Here is a 16,752-nt window from a genome sequence, read left to right as displayed (position 1 = left end):
CACTTTCAAAGGGAGATAAACAGGTGGGTCATGCCAGGCGACGTTTGAGAGCCTCAACGGCTAGCTCGAGAACCTCCCCCGGAGAAACCCTGAACCCTCCGCCCCTGGCAAGGACTTCACTTCCTCCCCCACCACCTCCAGCCTTCGAGAGAACCTCTCTCAAAAGTTCGTTCATTGAAATACCATCAACACCCTTGTTCTTTGCGAATATGACGTAATTCTCCCCGACGAACAGGGCTACCGTGCCGGGGTTCTTGTCAACGAGGTGGACCACGAAGGCCTGGGCGTCCTTCATCGGGGCTTTTTCCAGGTGGGCAACGACCTTTATGCCCCTGACTTCCTCAGCCTCGCTAAGCAGTGCTTTGGCCTTCCACTCCCACAGCGCCTTCCTGAGGGAGTCCTTCTCTTTTTCAAGCTCCTCCATCTCGCCCTTAAGTTCCATTACGCGCTCGACGAGCGGCCTGTTCTTATTGGGCATCCCGTCGAGGGACTTCCAGTAGTCGTCCAGGAGTTCATCGAGGTACTTCAGAGCCCTGCTCCCGCAGACAAACTCTATCCTCCACAGCTTCCTGCTCTTGCGGTAGAAGTTGACGACCTTTATGAGGCCGACCTCCTTAGTGCTCTTTACGTGAGTCCCGCCGCAGGGGATTACATCGACGCCGGGGATCGAGACTATCCTTATCGGGGGCTTAACCTTTTCCGAGAGCTCCTTTCTGAGCTTCTTTCTCAACTCGTCGGGGAGCTCTTCATAGACATCAACTTGAACGGACAGGTCCTTCCACACTATCCCGTTGGCCCTCCTCTCGACCTCGTAGATGATTTCCCAGGTGAGCTCACCGGAATAGTCGATCTCTATTTTGTTGTGGGTCTCGAATATCTGGAAGCCCGTCGTGTTCGCATCGTAAAGATCTTTGAAGACCGCCGAAAGGATGTGCTGACCGGTGTGCTGGCGCATGTTTTCGTATCTCCACACGGCATCGAGAATTAGCCTCACCGGTTCTCCCGGCTCCGGAAGGCGTCCCTCAAGCCTGCCCTCATGCCATACCTCATCCTTTCCGTGAACCTTGTCCACAAAGATTTTGAAGCCTTCCCCTACGATGATACCCCTATCCGAAGGCTGGCCCCCTCCTTCGGGATAGAATATTGTCCTGTCGAGGAGAACCCCAACGTTTTTACCTTCTTTCTCGACCTTCAGAATCCTCGCACCGGCCTCCCAGAGGTAGGCGTTTTTGTAGAACAGCCTCTCCGTCATATCACCACCGAAGAAAAATAGGCGGGAGGGATAAAAGGGTTGCCGTCAGGAACCCTCGGCCTGGGCCCTGGCCTCAATGAGGGCCTTGACCCTCTTCAGCCTGAAGAAGTTCTCGCGCTCCATCTCGTCGAGGCGCTGCTTGATGAACTTGACGGTAGCTTCCATCCTCGGGATAATGATGTATTCAAGCGCATTGACACGCCTCTTAGTGACCTCAATCTCTCTGGCGAGTCTCTTGAGGGTTTCTTCAACCTCCGCGAGGCGGACAGCCAAATCGAGGACTTCTTCGAACTTCTCAGCGGCGAGGTCGACCTTTGCCGAACTGGAGACGAAGGCGTACCCTCTATCGCTGGTGCTCCTCCTGAAGGACTCCGCCTCTATAAGGGGGACGGAGACACCCATAACGTTCCTCCGCTTTATTTCTATCTCCCTGTTGGGCTCCACGGAGAGGCTTATCTCCCTGAGTCTGAGCATGCCGACGTCTATCTCTGCCATCTGGAGGGCCTTGAAGGCTTCCTCCATCTTCCTGCCGAGCTCTTCCCTGAGGCTTAGGGCCTCGTCGTAGATGGTAAAGAACTCCATGATGAGGGCGTCCTGCTTGTCCTTGAGGAGCTTGTGACCCTTCTTGGCTAACTTAATGCGTCTCTTGAGGTTCAGGAGCTCCATACGGGTCGGCTTGACGTTGAGCAGCTCTGCCATCTCGACCACCTAAAGGTTAAAGGGGGAGGTCAGCCCTCCCTCTTCCTGTACTTGGGGTGGTACTTGAGGATGTACTCTTTCCTGACACGCTTGAGCTCGCTCTCCGGAAGCTCGGCGAGGAGCTCCCAGCCGAGGTCGAGGGTCTCCTCTATGCTCCTGTCCTCGTCGTAGCGCTGGGCGACGAATTCTCTCTCAAAGCGGTCGGCGAACTTGAGGTACTTCCTGTCGGTCTCGCTAAGGGCTTCCTCACCAACGACTGCGACGAGGTCTCTCAGAGACCTGCCCTCAGCGTAGGCCGCGTAGAGCTGCTGACTGAGCTGCGGGTGATCGTCCCTGGTCCTGCCCTTACCTATACCGTCCTTCATCAGACGGCTGAGCGAGGGCAGAACGTCAATGGGCGGATAGATGCCCTTTCTGTGCAGCTCCCTGCTGAGGACTATCTGGCCCTCAGTGATGTAACCGGTGAGGTCCGGAATCGGGTGGGTGATGTCGTCGTCGGGCATGGTGAGGATTGGCATCTGGGTTATCGAACCCTTTCTTCCCCTCACACGGCCGGCACGCTCGTAGATGGTGGCTAAATCGGTGTACATGTAGCCCGGATAACCGCGCCTTCCTGGAACCTCTTCCCTCGCCGCGGAAATCTCACGGAGGGCCTCGGCGTAGTTGGTCATGTCGGTGAGGATGACCAGAACCTGCATGTCGTAGTCGAAGGCGAGGTATTCAGCCACGGTGAGGGCCATACGCGGTGTGATGATTCTCTCGATGGCCGGGTCGTCGGCGAGGTTGAGGAAGAGGACGGCCCTCTCTATGGCACCGGTCTCCTCGAAGCTCTTCTTGAAAAAGTTGGCCTCCTCGTAGGTAATACCCATCGCGGCAAAGACGACGGCGAACTGCTCCTCCTCGCCGAGAACCTTCGCCTGCCTCGCTATCTGTGCAGCAAGCATGTTGTGTGGAAGACCGGAACCGCTGAATATAGGGAGCTTCTGGCCGCGAACGAGGGTGTTCATACCGTCTATGGCCGAGACACCGGTCTGGATGAAGTCCCTCGGGTAGGCCCTTGCGACTGGGTTGAGCGGGGCACCGTGGACGTCGCGCCTGTCCTCGGGGATGATCTCCGGACCGCCGTCTATGGGCCTGCCAATGCCGTTGAAGACCCTGCCGAGCATGTCCATGCTGACGGGCACCTTGAGGGTCTCGCCTGTAAAGCGAACGCGGGTGGTCTTTATGTCGAGATCCCTAGTGCCCTCGAAGACCTGGACGATGGCCATGTCCTGCCTTGCCTCAAGGACCTGGCCCTTCCTCTTCTCCCCGCTTTCGGTCTCTATCTCGACGACCTCACCGTAGGTGACGCCCTTGACTCCCTGGACTATCATGAGCGGACCGTAAATCTTGCTAACGGTCGAGTACTCCATTCCCGGCATCAGCATCACGCCCCGTACTTCTTAAACAGCTCCTCGAACTGTGTGTTGGTCTCGTCTATAAGCGCGGCAACCTTTTCGACGTCAGGCTCGAACTTCATACGGCCTATCTTCTCCCTGACCGGGAGCTTGGCTATCTCGTCAACGGGGACGCCCCTGTCGACGGCCTCCATGGTCTTCTCGTAGAAGTTGAGGATAACCCTCATCATGGTGACCTGCTTCTTCGGCGGGCAGTAGGTGTCGACCTCGTCGAATGCATCCTGCTGGAGGTAGTCCTCACGGAGCATCCTTGTGACTATGAGCACCGCCTTCTCCCTGTCGGGCAACGCGTCCGGACCGACGATACGGACGATCTCCTGCAGTTCCGCCTCCTTCTGGAGGAGCGCCATTGCCGTGTCACGCATCTTCCTCCACTCGGGGTCAACGTTCTGCTCCCACCAGCCCTGTATCGAGTCTACGTAAAGCGAGTAGCTCCTGAGCCAGTTGATTGCCGGGAAGTGCCTCCTACGAGCAAGGTCGGCATCGAGCGCCCAGAATACCTTGACGACACGGAGGGTGTTCTGGACGACGGGCTCGCTGAAGTCTCCACCGGGCGGTGAAACGGCACCTATGACGGAAACGCTTCCAATCCTCTCATCGCTTCCGAGGGTGACTACACGGCCGGCACGCTCGTAGAACTCCGCTATCTTGCTCGCGAGGTAGGCAGGGTAACCTTCCTCACCCGGCATCTCCTCAAGACGACCGGAGATTTCACGAAGGGCCTCCGCCCACCTGCTCGTCGAGTCTGCCATGAGAGCGACGTCGTAGCCCATGTCCCTGAAGTACTCAGCGATGGTGATTCCGGTGTAGATGGACGCCTCCCTTGCCGCGACCGGCATGTTCGAGGTGTTGGCTATGAGAACCGTCCTCTCCATGAGCGGCTTCCCGGTCTTCGGGTCCTTGAGCTTCGGGAACTCCTCAAGGACGTCGGTCATCTCGTTTCCGCGCTCACCGCATCCGATGTAAACAACCACCTGGGCGTCGCTCCACTTCGCCAGCTGGTGCTGGGTGACGGTCTTTCCTGAACCGAACGGACCTGGAATGGCAGCGGTTCCACCCTTGGCCTGGGAGAAGAAGGTATCTATCGTCCTCTGTCCAGTGATGAGCGGAACCTCGGGCGGGAGCTTCCTCTTGTACGGTCTCTTGACACGAACCGGCCATTTGTGGTACATCTTCAGCTCCTCTATGCCCCCGTCCGGCTTCTTGACCTTGGCTATGACCTCTTCGATGGTGTAGTCGCCCTCTTCAGCTATCTCGATTATCTCGCCCTCGACCCACGGCGGGACGAGGATTCTGTGCTCGATGATGCTGGTCTCCGGGACGACACCGAGAATGTCGCCGCCGGTAACCTTATCTCCGACCTTGACCTTCGGGGTGAAGTGCCACTTCTTGTCCCTGGGCAGAGCCGGGGCGGTGAGGCCCCTAGCAATGAAGTCGCCGCTGAGCTCACGGAGCACTTCGAGCGGCCTCTGGATACCGTCGTACATCGCGGTGAGAAGTCCGGGACCGAGCTCGACGCTCAGGGAAGCGCCGGTTCCCTCGACCGGCTCGCCCGGTCTTATACCTGCCGTCTCCTCGTAGACCTGGATGACCGCTTTGTCTCCCTCAAGGCGGATGATTTCTCCTATGAGACCCATTTCGCCGACGCGGACGACCTCGTACATCTTCGAGCCTTTCATTCCGTCGGCAACGACGAGTGGACCGGTAACGCGAATTATCCTTCCCATTTCCCCTCACCTCTTCAGATCAACACCAATTGCCCTCCTAACTATCTCCTTGATGGCCTCTTCGCCGAACTTGGAGCCGGACTTGTCCGGCACCTGAAGGATGATCGGAAGCTCAACGTCAGGTACGTCAACCTTCTGGAGGAACCTCTCGGTTATCAGAATTATACCCACATCGCCCCTTTCAACGAGCTCCTTCAGCTTGTTACTGAGCCTCTCCATGTCCAGGGGGGTGTCCTCAAAGGAGTAGACCTCATGGGCCCCCGCCAGCTTGAATCCCAGAGCAGTATCCTTGTCCCCAAGCACTGCTATCTTCATGCGACATCACCCACGAGCTCCTTTATCCTCTCGGGGTGAACCCCGTCCTCGATCAGCTTGGCTATCGCCCTGAGCTTCCGCACTTCTCTCTCCTTCTGGAGTATGTAGCTGAGCGGTGCCGCGACGCTGAGCGGGTAGAACCTGTTGAGCTCGTTCAGCCTCTCAAGGATGTGCCTCTCAAGGGCCCTTTCAAGGGCGCTCAGATCCCTTTCAACCTCGTCCCGGACGTCCCTGATGACCTTGCCGTACTTGGTGGAATCGAGCTCGGCAAGGGCCATGCTGAGGTCCTCGACGTGCATGAGCGGCTCAAGTTTCACGGTGCCGCCGGGGATTAGGAGGGGCCTTATCGCCTCCGCAGGCATACCTGCTGCCTTGGCCCTGAGAACCGTGAGGAGGTTGATCCTGTCTATCCTGAGCCTGACGAACTCCTCAAGGATGATCCTCTCGTCGTCCTTCTTTGAGAGGGCATAGCCTAGAAGCTTGCCGTAATGCATCCTGTAGAGCTCCGTCTCGAACTCCTTGGCCGATATCTCACCAAGTATGAGCCTCTGATACGGTTCCTCGTAGGGAGTGCCCTCGAGTATGACGAGTATCTCCTCCATCGTCTTGGCGTCGGCCATAGCCCTGACCTTCGGGAGCATTGAGCCTATCTCTATGACGTAATCACTCGCCGGTTCCCCCGAGAGCTTGGCCTTGACGACGTTCGCCACGTTTCTGACGTCCCACTCCTCAAGCATCAACTTAAAGAACGGGCTCACCCTCTTCGGGAGGATCTTGACCATAAGCTCATAAGTCCCGGCCAGGGCCTTCTCCAGGGCCCTCTCTATCTCCCCCAACGTGTACCCTGAGACGTCCGAGAGGTAGTCCTTGTAGTCGGTGTCCTCTAAGCCAACGACGAAGTTCTGGAGCGTCCTGCTCTCGGCGAGCTCGTTGAACCTCTGCTCGCTCAGGAGCTTTGCCTCCATTGCCTTTATCCTGGCGTTGGGGTATGAATAGGGGGTGTACTTCCAGACTATCCTTGCGGTCTTGTAGCCGACCCAGGTAAAGACCACCGCGAGGGTCGTGTCAAGTATTCCGCTCACCGCTCCTGGTTCCATTCCCCTCACCCGAAGAGAGCCTTGGCTATCTCTGCCCTGAGCTCGCTCTCAAACCTCTCTATCCTGGCCTCAAAGGTGTTGTCAACCCTGACCGACCCATCGGGGACCTCCACGAGGACGCCGCCTATGGTCTGCACCTCCTCCCCGAGGCGGATCTCAACGTCCCTCCCGACCCTCTCTGCAAGGGCCCCTGCAAACTCCTCAAACCTCGTTTTAAGGAGCTCCAGCGTTCTCCCGTTTGACCTGATAACAATGCTCTCGGATCCAAGCTCTTCAACGGCCTTTGCCGCCAGGTCAACGAGTATCGGGAAGTACTCTTCCTCAGGGAGCTCCGAGAGCCTCTCACGGAGCGCCAAAATTACCTCCTGAATGAGGGCTTCCTGAACCTCTAGGCGCTTCTTTCTGACCTCAAGGCGGGCGTTTGCTATTATGCGCTGTCTCTCAGTCTCGGCTTGGGTCTGGGCCTTCCTGAGTATCCACTCGGCCCTCGCCTCGGCCCTTTTCCTGGCCTCGGCCTTGATCTTCTCCGCCTCGTCTTTGGCCTCACTGAGTATGTACTGTATTTTCTGCTCGGCCTCCCTGTTTATCTCCTGAATGATCAGCTCTGCCCCTTCCATCCTCCTTCCCCCTTGAATTAAAGAAAGTTGGACGGAGTCAGAAGCCGACTCCGGTGACGATCATTATCAGGGCACCGACGAGACCGAAGATTGCCATGGTCTCGGCCATAGCGGCGAAGATGATTCCCTGGGTGAAGGTCTTCGGGTTCTTAGCAACGGCACCAATGCTGGCGCTTGATATGATGCCCTGCGGTATGGCCGAGAGACCGGTGAGGCCAACGGTGAGACCGGCTCCAAGGAGTATAGCGCTCTTGACGATGTTGTCCATGTTGCTCGGGTCGGTGAACTTGAAGCCACCGCCGAGGATTCCCGAGACCATCAGGATGAGGAACAGCGTAATCAGTCCGTAGATGCTCTGGGTCATCGGCAGGCCCTCAAGGATGAGGGCGTTCCTGAAGTTCTTCTCGTCCTCTGCGACTACTCCGGCCGCGGCTGCTCCAGCTATCCCAACACCGAACGCTGAAGCCGCTCCGGCTATTCCAGCGGCAAGGGCCGCACCAAGGGATACGTAAACTATCGGATCCATCCTTCATGCACCTCCTTAAGCTTCAAACTCCAGCTCGGAAACTTCTCTTTTTGCCCTGAAGGGCTCAAAGGGTTTACCTTCACCTGAGTAGAACGTCCCGAAAAATTCAACGTACTGGAGACGGAGCGAGTGTACGAACGCCCCGAGGGCGTTGATGGCAACCGAGAACAGCTGGCCGCCGATAAAAAGTATGAGGCCTATGACTATGCCGATTGGAACGGGACCTATGCTTATGCCCCATATCATCTGGGTGAGGATGTTGATGACCATCGCTATTCCCGCAGTCGCCAGTGCGAGCGCCATGAGCCTTGCGTAGCTGAGCCAGCTACCGACGAAGCCGAAGAAGTCCGAGATCGTCATGAGAAGCTTCATCGGAAGAGGAAGGTCGCTCATGAACTCAGACACCATGAAGAGCACAAAGCCCAGGCCGAAGAGCACCTTTCCGGGGATACCCAGTGCAGGGTTGCTGAGGCTGAGTGCCAGCATGGTGACACCGACTATCACCAGCATCCATGAAAGCTGCTCGGTCACTGCACCGATCCTGTCTCCGTTCTTAAAGCGGACAATGAAGCCCACGGTATAGCCGGTGAAGAGGTGGGCAAGGCCTATCGCCAGTGCAAGCTGGAGGACTACGAGGGCGTCGGTGAAGGTGTCCCAGACCCTCGGAACGGTGAAGCCCGCCATGTCGAGGGCGTTACCGAAATAGCTGCCAAATACTATTCCCATGAGCATCGTGAAAACGGCACTCCACAGGAGTGTGTAGGCGAACTTGTAGGTGCCGTCGTTGAACTTCCTGTGCCCCTTAACGAGGAGTGCAGCTATTATGCCTATGATAAGGCCGTACATAAAGTCCGTGAGCATGAAACCGAAGAAGAACGAGTACGTGAAGGTTATTATCGGTGTAGGGTCGACCTCGTTGTACTTGGGCATTCCATACATTTCGGTAAGCATCTCAAAGGGCCTGGCCCATGCAGGGTTCCTCAGCTTTATCGGAACCTCGTCGAGCTCCTCCTCGGCAGGTTCGCGGATATTGATGTAAACGGTCCCCCCTGTGATCTTCCTGAGGCCACTAAGCACGTCCTGAACGCTGCTCCTGGGAAGCCATCCAGTCAGCGCAAAAGTCATGTTGGTTCTGGCCAGCATCGGGAGAACAGATGCCTTGTCACGTTCGTTCTCCATGAGCTCCCTGTAGAAAACCACGTCGTCGTAGTACTTCTCGGCCAGCATCTGGGCGTCCTTTCTGGCGTTTTCAAGCTCCTCCTCCTTCCTGCGAAGCCTCTCCTCGTATTCGGCAATAAGTTCCCTCGGGGTCCCCGCACCCTCCGGGATCTCCACCCTCTCCAGGGAGTACTTGGCGAGGACGGGGTTTACCTTATCGTAGTCCCGTCTGAGGAAGGCGAAAACCGCCAAAACCTTGTCCTTGAACTCCCTTGAAACCACTACGATCCTGCCCTCAGTGATGCGCCGGACTTCCTCAACAAGCGGCCCGAACTTGTTCCTGTCAACGGTTCCGACAACTATTTCGAGCATATCCGTAGGCCTGAGGTAGGAAACATCAAGGTCAATCGAAGACAGGAGCTCAAGCACGGCAATGTCCTGCTTGATCCTTTCTATCTCGGCCTGAGTCGTGGTTATCTTGCCTTCCACAGCCTTTATCTCGGGCTCGACCTGGGCAAGGAACGCTTCAACGTCCTTTATGAGCTTCTCGATGCCCTCGTAGCGGTACTTTTTCTTCGCCTTTTCCTTCGGAAAGATGAAACCCTTTATCCCCCCACCGGAGGTCTTTCTGTAGGCCTTGAGGAAGTCGACGAGCCTCGAAATCGTTATGCTGTACGAGGCGGCCTTGCGGTGGTACTCGTTGGGTGAGTCCTTCTGGGCGACGTCAACATCGATCTCCCTTATTTCAACGGCCCCATGCTCGTGGAGGTACGTGAGGAGGGAGTCCTTGTACCTGTTGAGGGTTATGACCTCTACCTTTACCATCTCCTCCGGACGGAACATCTTAGCTCCCTCTCACGAGCGCTATTCCCGCAGAGATCGCCTTTTCAAAGTTGTTGGTGGCCCTGACCTTGAGGCCCTCGATCTCCTTCTCGCCCTCCTCAAGGATCTTTCTGGCCTCTTCTTCGCCTTCGGCGCGGGCCTTCTCAACGAGCTCCATGGCCTTCTTCTCGGCGTCCTCGATTATTTTCTTTTCGAGGAGCTTGGCCTCCTCCCTCGCTTTGAGGACAATAGCCTTAGCGTCCTCCTTGGCCTGTTCAATCCTCTCCTCGGCCCGCTTCTCGGCATCCACAATCTGTTTGATGACGTCCTCCATGATTAGCCCCCCAATGACCCTAAAACAGGTCTCCCTCACGCCAACTTTGGCTTCCCTAATTGGTTTAAATAGTTTTTGGCCTCAGCTTCGTATATCCTGCGAAAAAAAGTGATGATCGGACACAAAAGTTGAAAAAAAATATCATGTTAGCCCTTCTTCTCCGGCTTTTTCTTTTCCAGGAGCCTCTTCACATCGTCAAGGACACTGTTCTTAGCAAAGATTATGAGCTGTCCCTTTTCGGGGAGCTTGGTGTCGCCGGACGGTATTATCAGGTTGCCCTTCTCGTCGTAGACCGCCACCATAAGGGCGTCCCTGGGGAGCCGTATGTCCCTGACCAGTTTCCCGGCTATGTCGCTGTCTCCGTCTATCATGAAGCGCACTATCTCGGCGCCCTCCTTGGGGAACAGAACCCTGTCAAAGCCCGGCGTGACTATGTTTCTGCTTATGTACTCTGCCGCTATTTCCTCGGGGCTTATGACGAAATCAAAGTACCTCTTAAGGTCCGTTACCTCCTCAAAGATGCGCCTGTTCTGGGGGTTGCTTATCCTGAGCGACGTCTTGATCTTTGGGTTGAGGTGCTTCGCCAGTATGCAGGCAAGCAGGTTGGCATCGTCCTTGCCCGTTAAAGCCGCAAACGCGTCGGCCTGCTTTATGTTGGCCTCCTCAAGGGTCTTCGGATCCGTCGCGTCGCCCTCAATGACGAGGCCGTTGATGAGCAGGGAGAGCTCTTTGGCACGCTCCTTGTTCATTTCTATTATGGTGACGTCGTGGCCGTCCTCCTCGAGCATCTTGGCCACGAGGTAGCCGACCCTCCCTGCACCCATTATTACGACGAACATCAGTCCTCACCGAGGAGGTACTTTGCTATCTCGGCGTAGGCAGGCCTGGTTATGAGGATCCCGATCAGGACGCCGAGGATGGTGGTGAAGGCGAAGCCCTTCAGAGTTCCGACGAAGTATACCAGCAGGAAGCTCATGGCGGCTATAGTCGTTGCTGCGGCGGCGAAGATGACGAAGAACGCCCTTCCCATCCTCTTAAGCACACTGGCGCGCCGGGTTATCCTGGTGCTCCTCTCCCCGCTCAGAAGCTCATCGGTTATGACTATCTGCTGGTCAACACCCGTACCTATGGCCGCGATGATACCCGCTATGCTGGGCAGGTCGAGGTTCCAGTTTATGAGGGCAGCGAAGCCGAGGATAATGATGACTTCGAAAAGGCTCGTGCTCGCCACGGGGATAGCTATCCTGAGGTTCCGGTAGTGGAAGTACACTATGAGGAGAACGGCTATCAGCGCGCCCACACCGGCGTACAGGGCCTGGTTCTTGAAGCCCTCACCGAGCCTGGGCGAGATGAACTCCATGCCAACGACGTTGAGCTTGACCGGAAGGGAACCGCTTTTAAGAATGGTATAAATATTTTTAGCCTCAGTCCTAGCTTCTTCCATTGTGGCCGCACGTCCCGTGATCTGGACGTCCTGCTGGGCCTCTCCGACTGTAAGGCCCTCACCCAGGGAGTACGGCCCGTAGAGACCAAGGGCATCACGGATTATCTTTTGATTATCTTCTCCCGGATTCCTTGGAATATATGAAACTGTGAAGTTCATTTCTTCAAGCCGAGTTTTGAGATCCTGGGGAACGTCCACCAGCACTATCCTGTCCCTGCCCTGGGCAAGCTTCGCTATCTCATCCGCGGTCTGGTTGGTATAGACAACGGCAGTCACGTTGAATGCTTTGCTGATCCTCTCCAGGAGTGTGGGAGCCTCCGGGGCGTTGGCGTTGAACTCGGAGCTGTTCATGGTCTTGTAGACGCTCTCCGGGACGACCATCAGAGAGTTCACTGGAGGATCAAGGAACATGTCAACTGGCCACCCAACCTTGCCTTTGGCAAGTTCGGCAAATTTCTCCGCCGCGGCTTTTGATATCCTGAAGGGGACGCTCCAGCTGTTGTCGGGTTTTACTCCAGGATTTCCAACATAGATTATGTCCTTCCCTGTGCCGAATATGACTCCGTTGAACTCCATGTAAAAGACACCCTGGTTCATTATGACCGACTTTATCTGGTTGGCCTCCTCGGCGGTGGTTACGTTTGCGACCTTTATGAGCACTATCTGGTCTCCCTGGGCCTCGACGGTTATATCCCTAAGTCCCAGGGTGTTGAGTCTCTTCTGGAGGGAATCAACGACCAGCTGCATCGTGTCGCTGTCTACCGGCTTTTCGGTCTGGGCCACTATGGCAACGCCACCGGCTATGTCTATTCCAAAAGTGAGGGGTTTAACCACGAGGGCCGTGATCGACCCGATGAGAACCAGCGTGAGCAGGATTATCCTCCAGTTGAGAAGGAGCCTCTTCGTCCGTCTCCTCATTCCTTACCACCCCATCCGATCTGCCTGAAAAGGTACCACTTGAGCACACCCGCGTTGAGAACCCACGTGTTCATGAAGTCCGCGAGCAGGCCGAAGATCAGGACTATCGCTATGTTGTCAATGGTCTGGGAAGTGGATATGACCCACAGCACCAGCAGGGCGCCCAGGGTGGTGGTGCTCATCGTGAACCCCGTGGAGACCGCGGTCAGGTAGGCATCTTCAATTGTGTCCTCCTTCCTTCTCAGGAGCTTTGTGGTCAGGAGTATGTTGCTGTCGACAGTGTAACCTATGAGCATCAGAAGGGCCGCTATGGTTGCCGTGGTGAGCTCTATCCCGAATATGCCCATCATGGCGACCGCTATGGTCATGTCCGAAAGGGCGGAGAATATTATCGTGAGGGAGGGCACAAGGTTCCTGAAGAACAGGAAGACGACAACGGCCATGGCCAGGAACGCAAAGACTAGGGCTTTGATGCCCTGCTGCTGGGCTATCTTTCCAAAGGTGGGCTGAACCTCGCTGTGGGTGTACTCCGCGTCCGGATACCTCTCCTTCATAATGTCTATTACCCTGACCGGATCCACCCCGATAGGGGCGTAGACCCTGACTCCGGACGTATCAACGCCCGTGAAGCTCTCAACCCTCACATCAACCCCCAGCCTGTCCCCTATATACTTGGCGAGCTCGTCCGGGTTGGCATCCACGCCGTAGGCCGTGACGACCACTCCTCCCTGGAGGTCTATCCCGAGAGTCGGAAAGTGAACCGCCAGGATGAGCAGGGCTATTATGAAAACCACCAGTGGGTACAGAATCATGTTCCTGTATTCCATCTCGGCCAGAAAACTCAGCTTCTCCATCTTCTTTGCCCGCACGGACTCGCCGGCGGTGGGCCTTCCCTTGACTTTAGGCTTCGACATACCTTCACCCCTTCGCGAGTTTTATGTGGACTTGTGGTTAGTTGGAAGTGCGGGTTTTAAAATTAGTGGTTCACGGCTAAAAATGGCCACCAGTGAGCATACTTAAACCGTGTGCAAGCACACCCATGAAAACGCCTTCAAATCGGACATAGGGGCAAATAACCCACAGCTTTCGGAAAATTCCAATAACCGCCCGCAAATTTCCGTTCAATCCATTCCAGGCCAATCCATAACAGTTCAACACCAAAACAGCCCGTTCACAACTCTCCGCTTTAGGGCTTAACTTTAAAAAGGGTTCGTAATAGGGACAACAAGAGGTGAGAGCCATGGTCGAGATCGAGACGATAGGGTTCCACTACGTTGTCGAGGCTGCTGGCTGTGATCCTGAGGTTCTCAGTAACGCTGACAGGATAAGGCGGATATTCCTCGAGGCGGCAAAGATAAGCAACATGGAGGTCAAGTCAAGCTACTTCTTCAAGTTCTCCCCAAGCGGGGTCAGTGGGGTCGTCATCGTCGCCGAGAGCCACATCTCGGTGCACACCTGGCCGGAGAAGGGCTATGCTGCCCTGGACGTCTACACCTGCGGCACCAAGGCAGACCCGGAGAAGGCCGTCGACTACATCCTGGAGCAGTTCAAGGCCAAGTACGCCCACGTCTCCGAGATAAAGCGCGGCATTGAAGAGGACGACGAGACCTACACCCACATGATCCTTACGTGGGAAGAGAGCCTGAGAAAGAACGGAAAGAACTGATCAGAGGAGCTTCTCTATTCCCTTTATCCTCTCCAGGGCGTCGTCCAGTACTCTCTTGATGTTCTCGATCTTCGCCCTGAGCTCGCGGTTCTCCTCCTCGAGCTTCATGACCTTCTTTTCAAGCTCCTCCTTCTCCCTCCTGAGCTTCTCGTACTCTTCTATGGCTACCACCTGGCCGCCCTTGGCAAGAACCTCGATGTTCCTGACGAGTTCATCGAGCTTGCCCTGCTTTATGAGCTCGTAGGTCTCCCTGACGAGCTGTCCGGCCTTGGTCTCGCCCTTGAGGTGCTTCCTGATGGTGGCCTCGGTTCTGCCGAGCTCTTCCGCCATCTCCCTGACCGTCATGCCGGCCTTCTCTCTGGCTATCGCTCCAGCCGCTACGGCCAAGCTGTCGACCCAGGTCAGCCTCTCGGCCGGATCCTTTATCAGTTCTATGACCTCCGGCCTGAAAAGGGTCGCAAACAGGAGGAGGCTCTCCAGCCTGTGTATCTCCTCCCTCCCGATCGGGTTCAGCGGAACCTCCATTTCCATCACCCCCTTCCAGTTTTCACTCAACCTCGACTATCGCCTTCCTCTTGAGGATCTTGTCGGGGTAGACAACTATTCCCTTGTCAGTTATATCAAAGGGGTGCCTCCTCATGGAGTGGCTCGTCCCGCGCATCTTCCAAACTATAAGGCTCCTTCTGAGCTCGCCGTCAATCTCGTCGAAGTCAAGGCGGATTATGCCGTCGACGCCATGTTCAACACCCGGCCCGCCGAAGCCGCGCTCACCAACGCTTATCTGGCTCACAAAGATGCTCGTGACTCCCAATCCAGCCAAAACTCTCTTGAGCTGCATGACGATGCTCCTAGCCATCGCAGGCTTGTTGATGTAGAGGGTCGTAACGGAGTCAACGACGAGCCTCTTAGCTCCGATGTCCTTAACCGCCGTCCGGAGGACGTCGATGAACTCCCTGATATCGGTTAAATCGTGAACTATGTACCTCTCATACTCCTTGCTCTTACCTATCCCCGCGGTGAAGGCATCCACCATGGCAAAGAGACCTTCCTCCTCGTACTTCCGAACGTCCCAGCCGAACCCGGCCATGTTCTGCCTCACCTGAACCGGGTGCTCCTCAAGGGCCACGTAGATGCCCGGCTCGCCCATCTGGAGGCCGTTCCATATGAACTGCTGGCTGAATATCGACTTTCCAGTTCCCGGACCGCCGCTGAGAAGGACGACGTTCCTCTCCGGAATCCCCCCGTGGAGTACCTCGTCCATCCCGGGGATGCCCGTCTTCACTCGCCTTATCACCGGGCGCCACCCCCTTTAGTTACCTTTAGTTATCATTATGTTTTAACGGAAAGGGTCTTAAAAAGATTACGTGGGGTAAGAAAAGTCAGCGCCTCCTCCTCAGGAACTCCCCCACGTCGGTAACGTTCAGGATGAACTTCTTCCTGCTCTCCGGGTTTATCCTCCCTATGCCGAGGATAACGCCGTTCTCGTCATAAATCACCAGTTTCTTCGTCCCCTGCCAGCTGTATCTCCGCACGCCGCTCCTTGGCACGTCCTTGCCTGTCGTGAAGAGGAAGCCCGCCTTTGGACTGAGAATCGCGTAGTTTTTACTGACATCAACGAAGTAGAAGAACTCCACGTTGGGATAGAACTTCTCGACCAGGTTTTTATCCACCTTTATCGTGCCGACGAAGGTTCCGTAGGCGTAGGGCTTAACCCCCATCCCCTCGATCTCCCTCCAGAGGCTCTCGTTCACGGCATAAACGTCCCTAAAGCGACCTTCCACCACGGCAAAGAAATGATGCCTAAGCTCGCCGTACTTCTCGGCCTCGCGCAGGATCAAATCGTACTCCCACGACGAAGCGCGCCGGTATCTGAGTCCCTCCACCATTCCACGCACCGTCACTAGTTCTTCAGCGGACTTAAAAGGTTAGCCCGTCGCGTTTGGAGGACTAACGTTTTCAGGGTAGGCAACGATAACGGTGGCGTTCTCCGGGATTTCCCCGGCTTCTCGTAGAGAGAGTTAGGAACGACCGCAGAGAACACAACGGCTGGAAAGCCGTAGAACATTAAGTTAATCCCCGATTGTATATTTACCTTTCGAGTTCATCGAGCAGCTCAGCAAATCCTGCCATGTCCGTCCTCTCGAACTCCCTCTCGAACTTGAGGCCCAGCTGGGCTATTTCCTCCGGGGTTATGGTCGTTTCCGGCTCTTCCGCGTTTATTCCCGGGCAGCTCTCGTCGTAGTAGAGCCACAGTGTCTGTCCCCCGTGGTGGAACGGCTTTTCGCCTTCAACGCCGAGGGGCTTGCGGGAGACCATGAATGGATAAATCCTGCAGATTATCGGATTCGCATTGTGAATCCGGCATTTTCCCGTTTCAGGGTCATGAAAGACGCAGCCCAGATCCCACTCCCTCACCGCCAGGACGAAGCGGATTTTATCCCCCTCTATGGAGAATGTCACGAACTCCTGGGGGTCGTGGCCGGTCTCTGCGATTCTCTCTATGTCCCTCAGCGTCAGATATACGTGCCTCCCACGGCAGCAGTCGAGGCAGAACTCACACCTGAAGGGCACCGGTTCCGTGAAGGGTCTCGGTTCGAATCTCATGGGACTTCATTCATGGAAAGGGTTAAAAATGCATCGGAACATCCTCTGCCGGACCTTTTGTCGCCAGAACAGGCTTTACCGCTAGAATTTGGCAAGATCAACGAAAAAAGAGGCGG

General features: G+C 55.9%; 18 protein-coding genes. 1 reads left to right on the top strand and 17 read right to left on the bottom strand.

What is annotated here, in order from left to right:
• Positions 1-28: 28 nt before the first annotated feature.
• The 13 genes from E3E36_RS05505 to E3E36_RS05445 form a co-directional block, all read right to left on the bottom strand.
• Positions 29-1,252 carry a DHHA1 domain-containing protein gene (locus E3E36_RS05505; RefSeq protein ID WP_167894283.1) on the bottom strand — a complete coding sequence of 408 codons (1,224 nt, stop codon included), beginning with the start codon at positions 1,250-1,252 and terminating at the stop codon, positions 29-31.
• 45 nt (positions 1,253-1,297) lie between these two features.
• The gene (locus tag E3E36_RS05500; protein WP_167894282.1) at positions 1,298-1,951 is read right to left on the bottom strand and encodes a V-type ATP synthase subunit D; all 654 of its coding nucleotides are present in this window, start codon (positions 1,949-1,951) and stop codon (positions 1,298-1,300) included.
• A 29-nt stretch (positions 1,952-1,980) separates the two neighbouring features.
• Positions 1,981-3,372 (bottom strand): ATP synthase subunit B, encoded by a 1,392-nt coding sequence (locus E3E36_RS05495; protein WP_167894281.1) that lies wholly within the window; start codon positions 3,370-3,372, stop codon positions 1,981-1,983.
• Between the two features lie 5 nt (positions 3,373-3,377).
• The gene (locus E3E36_RS05490; RefSeq protein ID WP_167894280.1) at positions 3,378-5,135 is read right to left on the bottom strand and encodes an ATP synthase subunit A; all 1,758 of its coding nucleotides are present in this window, start codon (positions 5,133-5,135) and stop codon (positions 3,378-3,380) included.
• Positions 5,136-5,141: 6 nt separating this feature from the next.
• The gene (locus tag E3E36_RS05485; RefSeq protein ID WP_167894279.1) at positions 5,142-5,450 is read right to left on the bottom strand and encodes a V-type ATP synthase subunit F; all 309 of its coding nucleotides are present in this window, start codon (positions 5,448-5,450) and stop codon (positions 5,142-5,144) included.
• A complete protein-coding gene (locus E3E36_RS05480) occupies positions 5,447-6,547 on the bottom strand; it encodes a V-type ATP synthase subunit C (protein WP_167894278.1) in 1,101 nt (366 codons plus the stop codon). Before E3E36_RS05480 ends, E3E36_RS05485 begins: the two co-directional genes overlap by 4 nt.
• Before the next feature lie 5 nt (positions 6,548-6,552).
• Positions 6,553-7,164: a V-type ATP synthase subunit E gene (locus E3E36_RS05475; RefSeq protein ID WP_167894277.1), complete on the bottom strand. Its 612-nt coding sequence runs from the start codon at positions 7,162-7,164 to the stop codon at positions 6,553-6,555.
• A gap of 37 nt (positions 7,165-7,201) precedes the next feature.
• Positions 7,202-7,690, bottom strand: coding sequence for a V-type ATP synthase subunit K (locus E3E36_RS05470; RefSeq protein ID WP_167894276.1), 489 nt, complete (start codon positions 7,688-7,690; stop codon positions 7,202-7,204).
• Positions 7,691-7,705: 15 nt separating this feature from the next.
• Positions 7,706-9,691, bottom strand: a complete 1,986-nt coding sequence (locus E3E36_RS05465; protein ID WP_167894275.1) for a V-type ATP synthase subunit I — start codon at positions 9,689-9,691, stop codon at positions 7,706-7,708.
• Position 9,692: 1 nt separating this feature from the next.
• Complete coding sequence (locus E3E36_RS05460) at positions 9,693-10,004, bottom strand: V-type ATP synthase subunit H (RefSeq protein ID WP_167894821.1); 312 nt, start codon at positions 10,002-10,004, stop codon at positions 9,693-9,695.
• A gap of 146 nt (positions 10,005-10,150) precedes the next feature.
• Positions 10,151-10,843, bottom strand: coding sequence for a TrkA family potassium uptake protein (locus E3E36_RS05455; protein WP_167894274.1), 693 nt, complete (start codon positions 10,841-10,843; stop codon positions 10,151-10,153).
• Entirely contained in the window at positions 10,843-12,366 is a 1,524-nt protein-coding gene (locus E3E36_RS05450; protein WP_167894273.1) for a preprotein translocase subunit SecD, read from the bottom strand. Before E3E36_RS05450 ends, E3E36_RS05455 begins: the two co-directional genes overlap by 1 nt.
• Positions 12,363-13,280, bottom strand: a complete 918-nt coding sequence (locus tag E3E36_RS05445) for a protein translocase subunit SecF (protein WP_167894272.1) — start codon at positions 13,278-13,280, stop codon at positions 12,363-12,365. Before E3E36_RS05445 ends, E3E36_RS05450 begins: the two co-directional genes overlap by 4 nt.
• Before the next feature lie 335 nt (positions 13,281-13,615).
• On the opposite strand from E3E36_RS05445, the gene speD reads away from it, so the two are divergent.
• Positions 13,616-14,032: an adenosylmethionine decarboxylase gene (speD, locus tag E3E36_RS05440; protein ID WP_167894820.1), complete on the top strand. Its 417-nt coding sequence runs from the start codon at positions 13,616-13,618 to the stop codon at positions 14,030-14,032.
• Here speD and E3E36_RS05435 read toward each other — a convergent pair whose 3' ends face one another.
• The 4 genes from E3E36_RS05435 to E3E36_RS05420 all read right to left on the bottom strand — a co-directional run bounded on the left by E3E36_RS05435 (position 14,033) and on the right by E3E36_RS05420 (position 16,636).
• Complete coding sequence (locus tag E3E36_RS05435; RefSeq protein WP_167894819.1) at positions 14,033-14,557, bottom strand: hypothetical protein; 525 nt, start codon at positions 14,555-14,557, stop codon at positions 14,033-14,035.
• Positions 14,558-14,579: 22 nt separating this feature from the next.
• Positions 14,580-15,326, bottom strand: coding sequence for a KaiC domain-containing protein (locus tag E3E36_RS05430; RefSeq protein WP_167894271.1), 747 nt, complete (start codon positions 15,324-15,326; stop codon positions 14,580-14,582).
• Between the two features lie 85 nt (positions 15,327-15,411).
• Positions 15,412-15,918, bottom strand: coding sequence for a PUA domain-containing protein (locus tag E3E36_RS05425; RefSeq protein ID WP_167894818.1), 507 nt, complete (start codon positions 15,916-15,918; stop codon positions 15,412-15,414).
• Positions 15,919-16,120: 202 nt separating this feature from the next.
• Positions 16,121-16,636: a YkgJ family cysteine cluster protein gene (locus E3E36_RS05420; protein WP_167894270.1), complete on the bottom strand. Its 516-nt coding sequence runs from the start codon at positions 16,634-16,636 to the stop codon at positions 16,121-16,123.
• Positions 16,637-16,752: the final 116 nt, after the last annotated feature.

It is taken from the genome of Thermococcus sp. M36 (assembly GCF_012027355.1).
Taxonomy (GTDB): Archaea; Methanobacteriota_B; Thermococci; order Thermococcales; family Thermococcaceae; genus Thermococcus.
The sequence above is the reverse complement of the archived record's forward strand: the minus strand, read 5'-3'. Positions and strand labels throughout refer to the sequence as shown.

What these genes read in the sequence shown, in the direction of transcription:
- E3E36_RS05500 (WP_167894282.1), bottom strand. Translation starts at nt 1,951, where the DNA reads ATGGCAGAGCTGCTCAACGTCAAGCCGACCCGTATGGAGCTCCTGAAC.
- E3E36_RS05445 (WP_167894272.1), bottom strand. Translation starts at nt 13,280, where the DNA reads ATGTCGAAGCCTAAAGTCAAGGGAAGGCCCACCGCCGGCGAGTCCGTG.
- E3E36_RS05450 (WP_167894273.1), bottom strand. Translation starts at nt 12,366, where the DNA reads ATGAGGAGACGGACGAAGAGGCTCCTTCTCAACTGGAGGATAATCCTG.
- E3E36_RS05425 (WP_167894818.1), bottom strand. Translation starts at nt 15,918, where the DNA reads ATGGTGGAGGGACTCAGATACCGGCGCGCTTCGTCGTGGGAGTACGAT.
- E3E36_RS05470 (WP_167894276.1), bottom strand. Translation starts at nt 7,690, where the DNA reads ATGGATCCGATAGTTTACGTATCCCTTGGTGCGGCCCTTGCCGCTGGA.
- E3E36_RS05475 (WP_167894277.1), bottom strand. Translation starts at nt 7,164, where the DNA reads ATGGAAGGGGCAGAGCTGATCATTCAGGAGATAAACAGGGAGGCCGAG.
- E3E36_RS05435 (WP_167894819.1), bottom strand. Translation starts at nt 14,557, where the DNA reads ATGGAGGTTCCGCTGAACCCGATCGGGAGGGAGGAGATACACAGGCTG.
- E3E36_RS05455 (WP_167894274.1), bottom strand. Translation starts at nt 10,843, where the DNA reads ATGTTCGTCGTAATAATGGGTGCAGGGAGGGTCGGCTACCTCGTGGCC.
- E3E36_RS05420 (WP_167894270.1), bottom strand. Translation starts at nt 16,636, where the DNA reads ATGAGATTCGAACCGAGACCCTTCACGGAACCGGTGCCCTTCAGGTGT.
- E3E36_RS05495 (WP_167894281.1), bottom strand. Translation starts at nt 3,372, where the DNA reads ATGCCGGGAATGGAGTACTCGACCGTTAGCAAGATTTACGGTCCGCTC.
- E3E36_RS05505 (WP_167894283.1), bottom strand. Translation starts at nt 1,252, where the DNA reads ATGACGGAGAGGCTGTTCTACAAAAACGCCTACCTCTGGGAGGCCGGT.
- E3E36_RS05480 (WP_167894278.1), bottom strand. Translation starts at nt 6,547, where the DNA reads ATGGAACCAGGAGCGGTGAGCGGAATACTTGACACGACCCTCGCGGTG.
- E3E36_RS05465 (WP_167894275.1), bottom strand. Translation starts at nt 9,691, where the DNA reads ATGTTCCGTCCGGAGGAGATGGTAAAGGTAGAGGTCATAACCCTCAAC.
- E3E36_RS05460 (WP_167894821.1), bottom strand. Translation starts at nt 10,004, where the DNA reads ATGGAGGACGTCATCAAACAGATTGTGGATGCCGAGAAGCGGGCCGAG.
- E3E36_RS05485 (WP_167894279.1), bottom strand. Translation starts at nt 5,450, where the DNA reads ATGAAGATAGCAGTGCTTGGGGACAAGGATACTGCTCTGGGATTCAAG.
- E3E36_RS05490 (WP_167894280.1), bottom strand. Translation starts at nt 5,135, where the DNA reads ATGGGAAGGATAATTCGCGTTACCGGTCCACTCGTCGTTGCCGACGGA.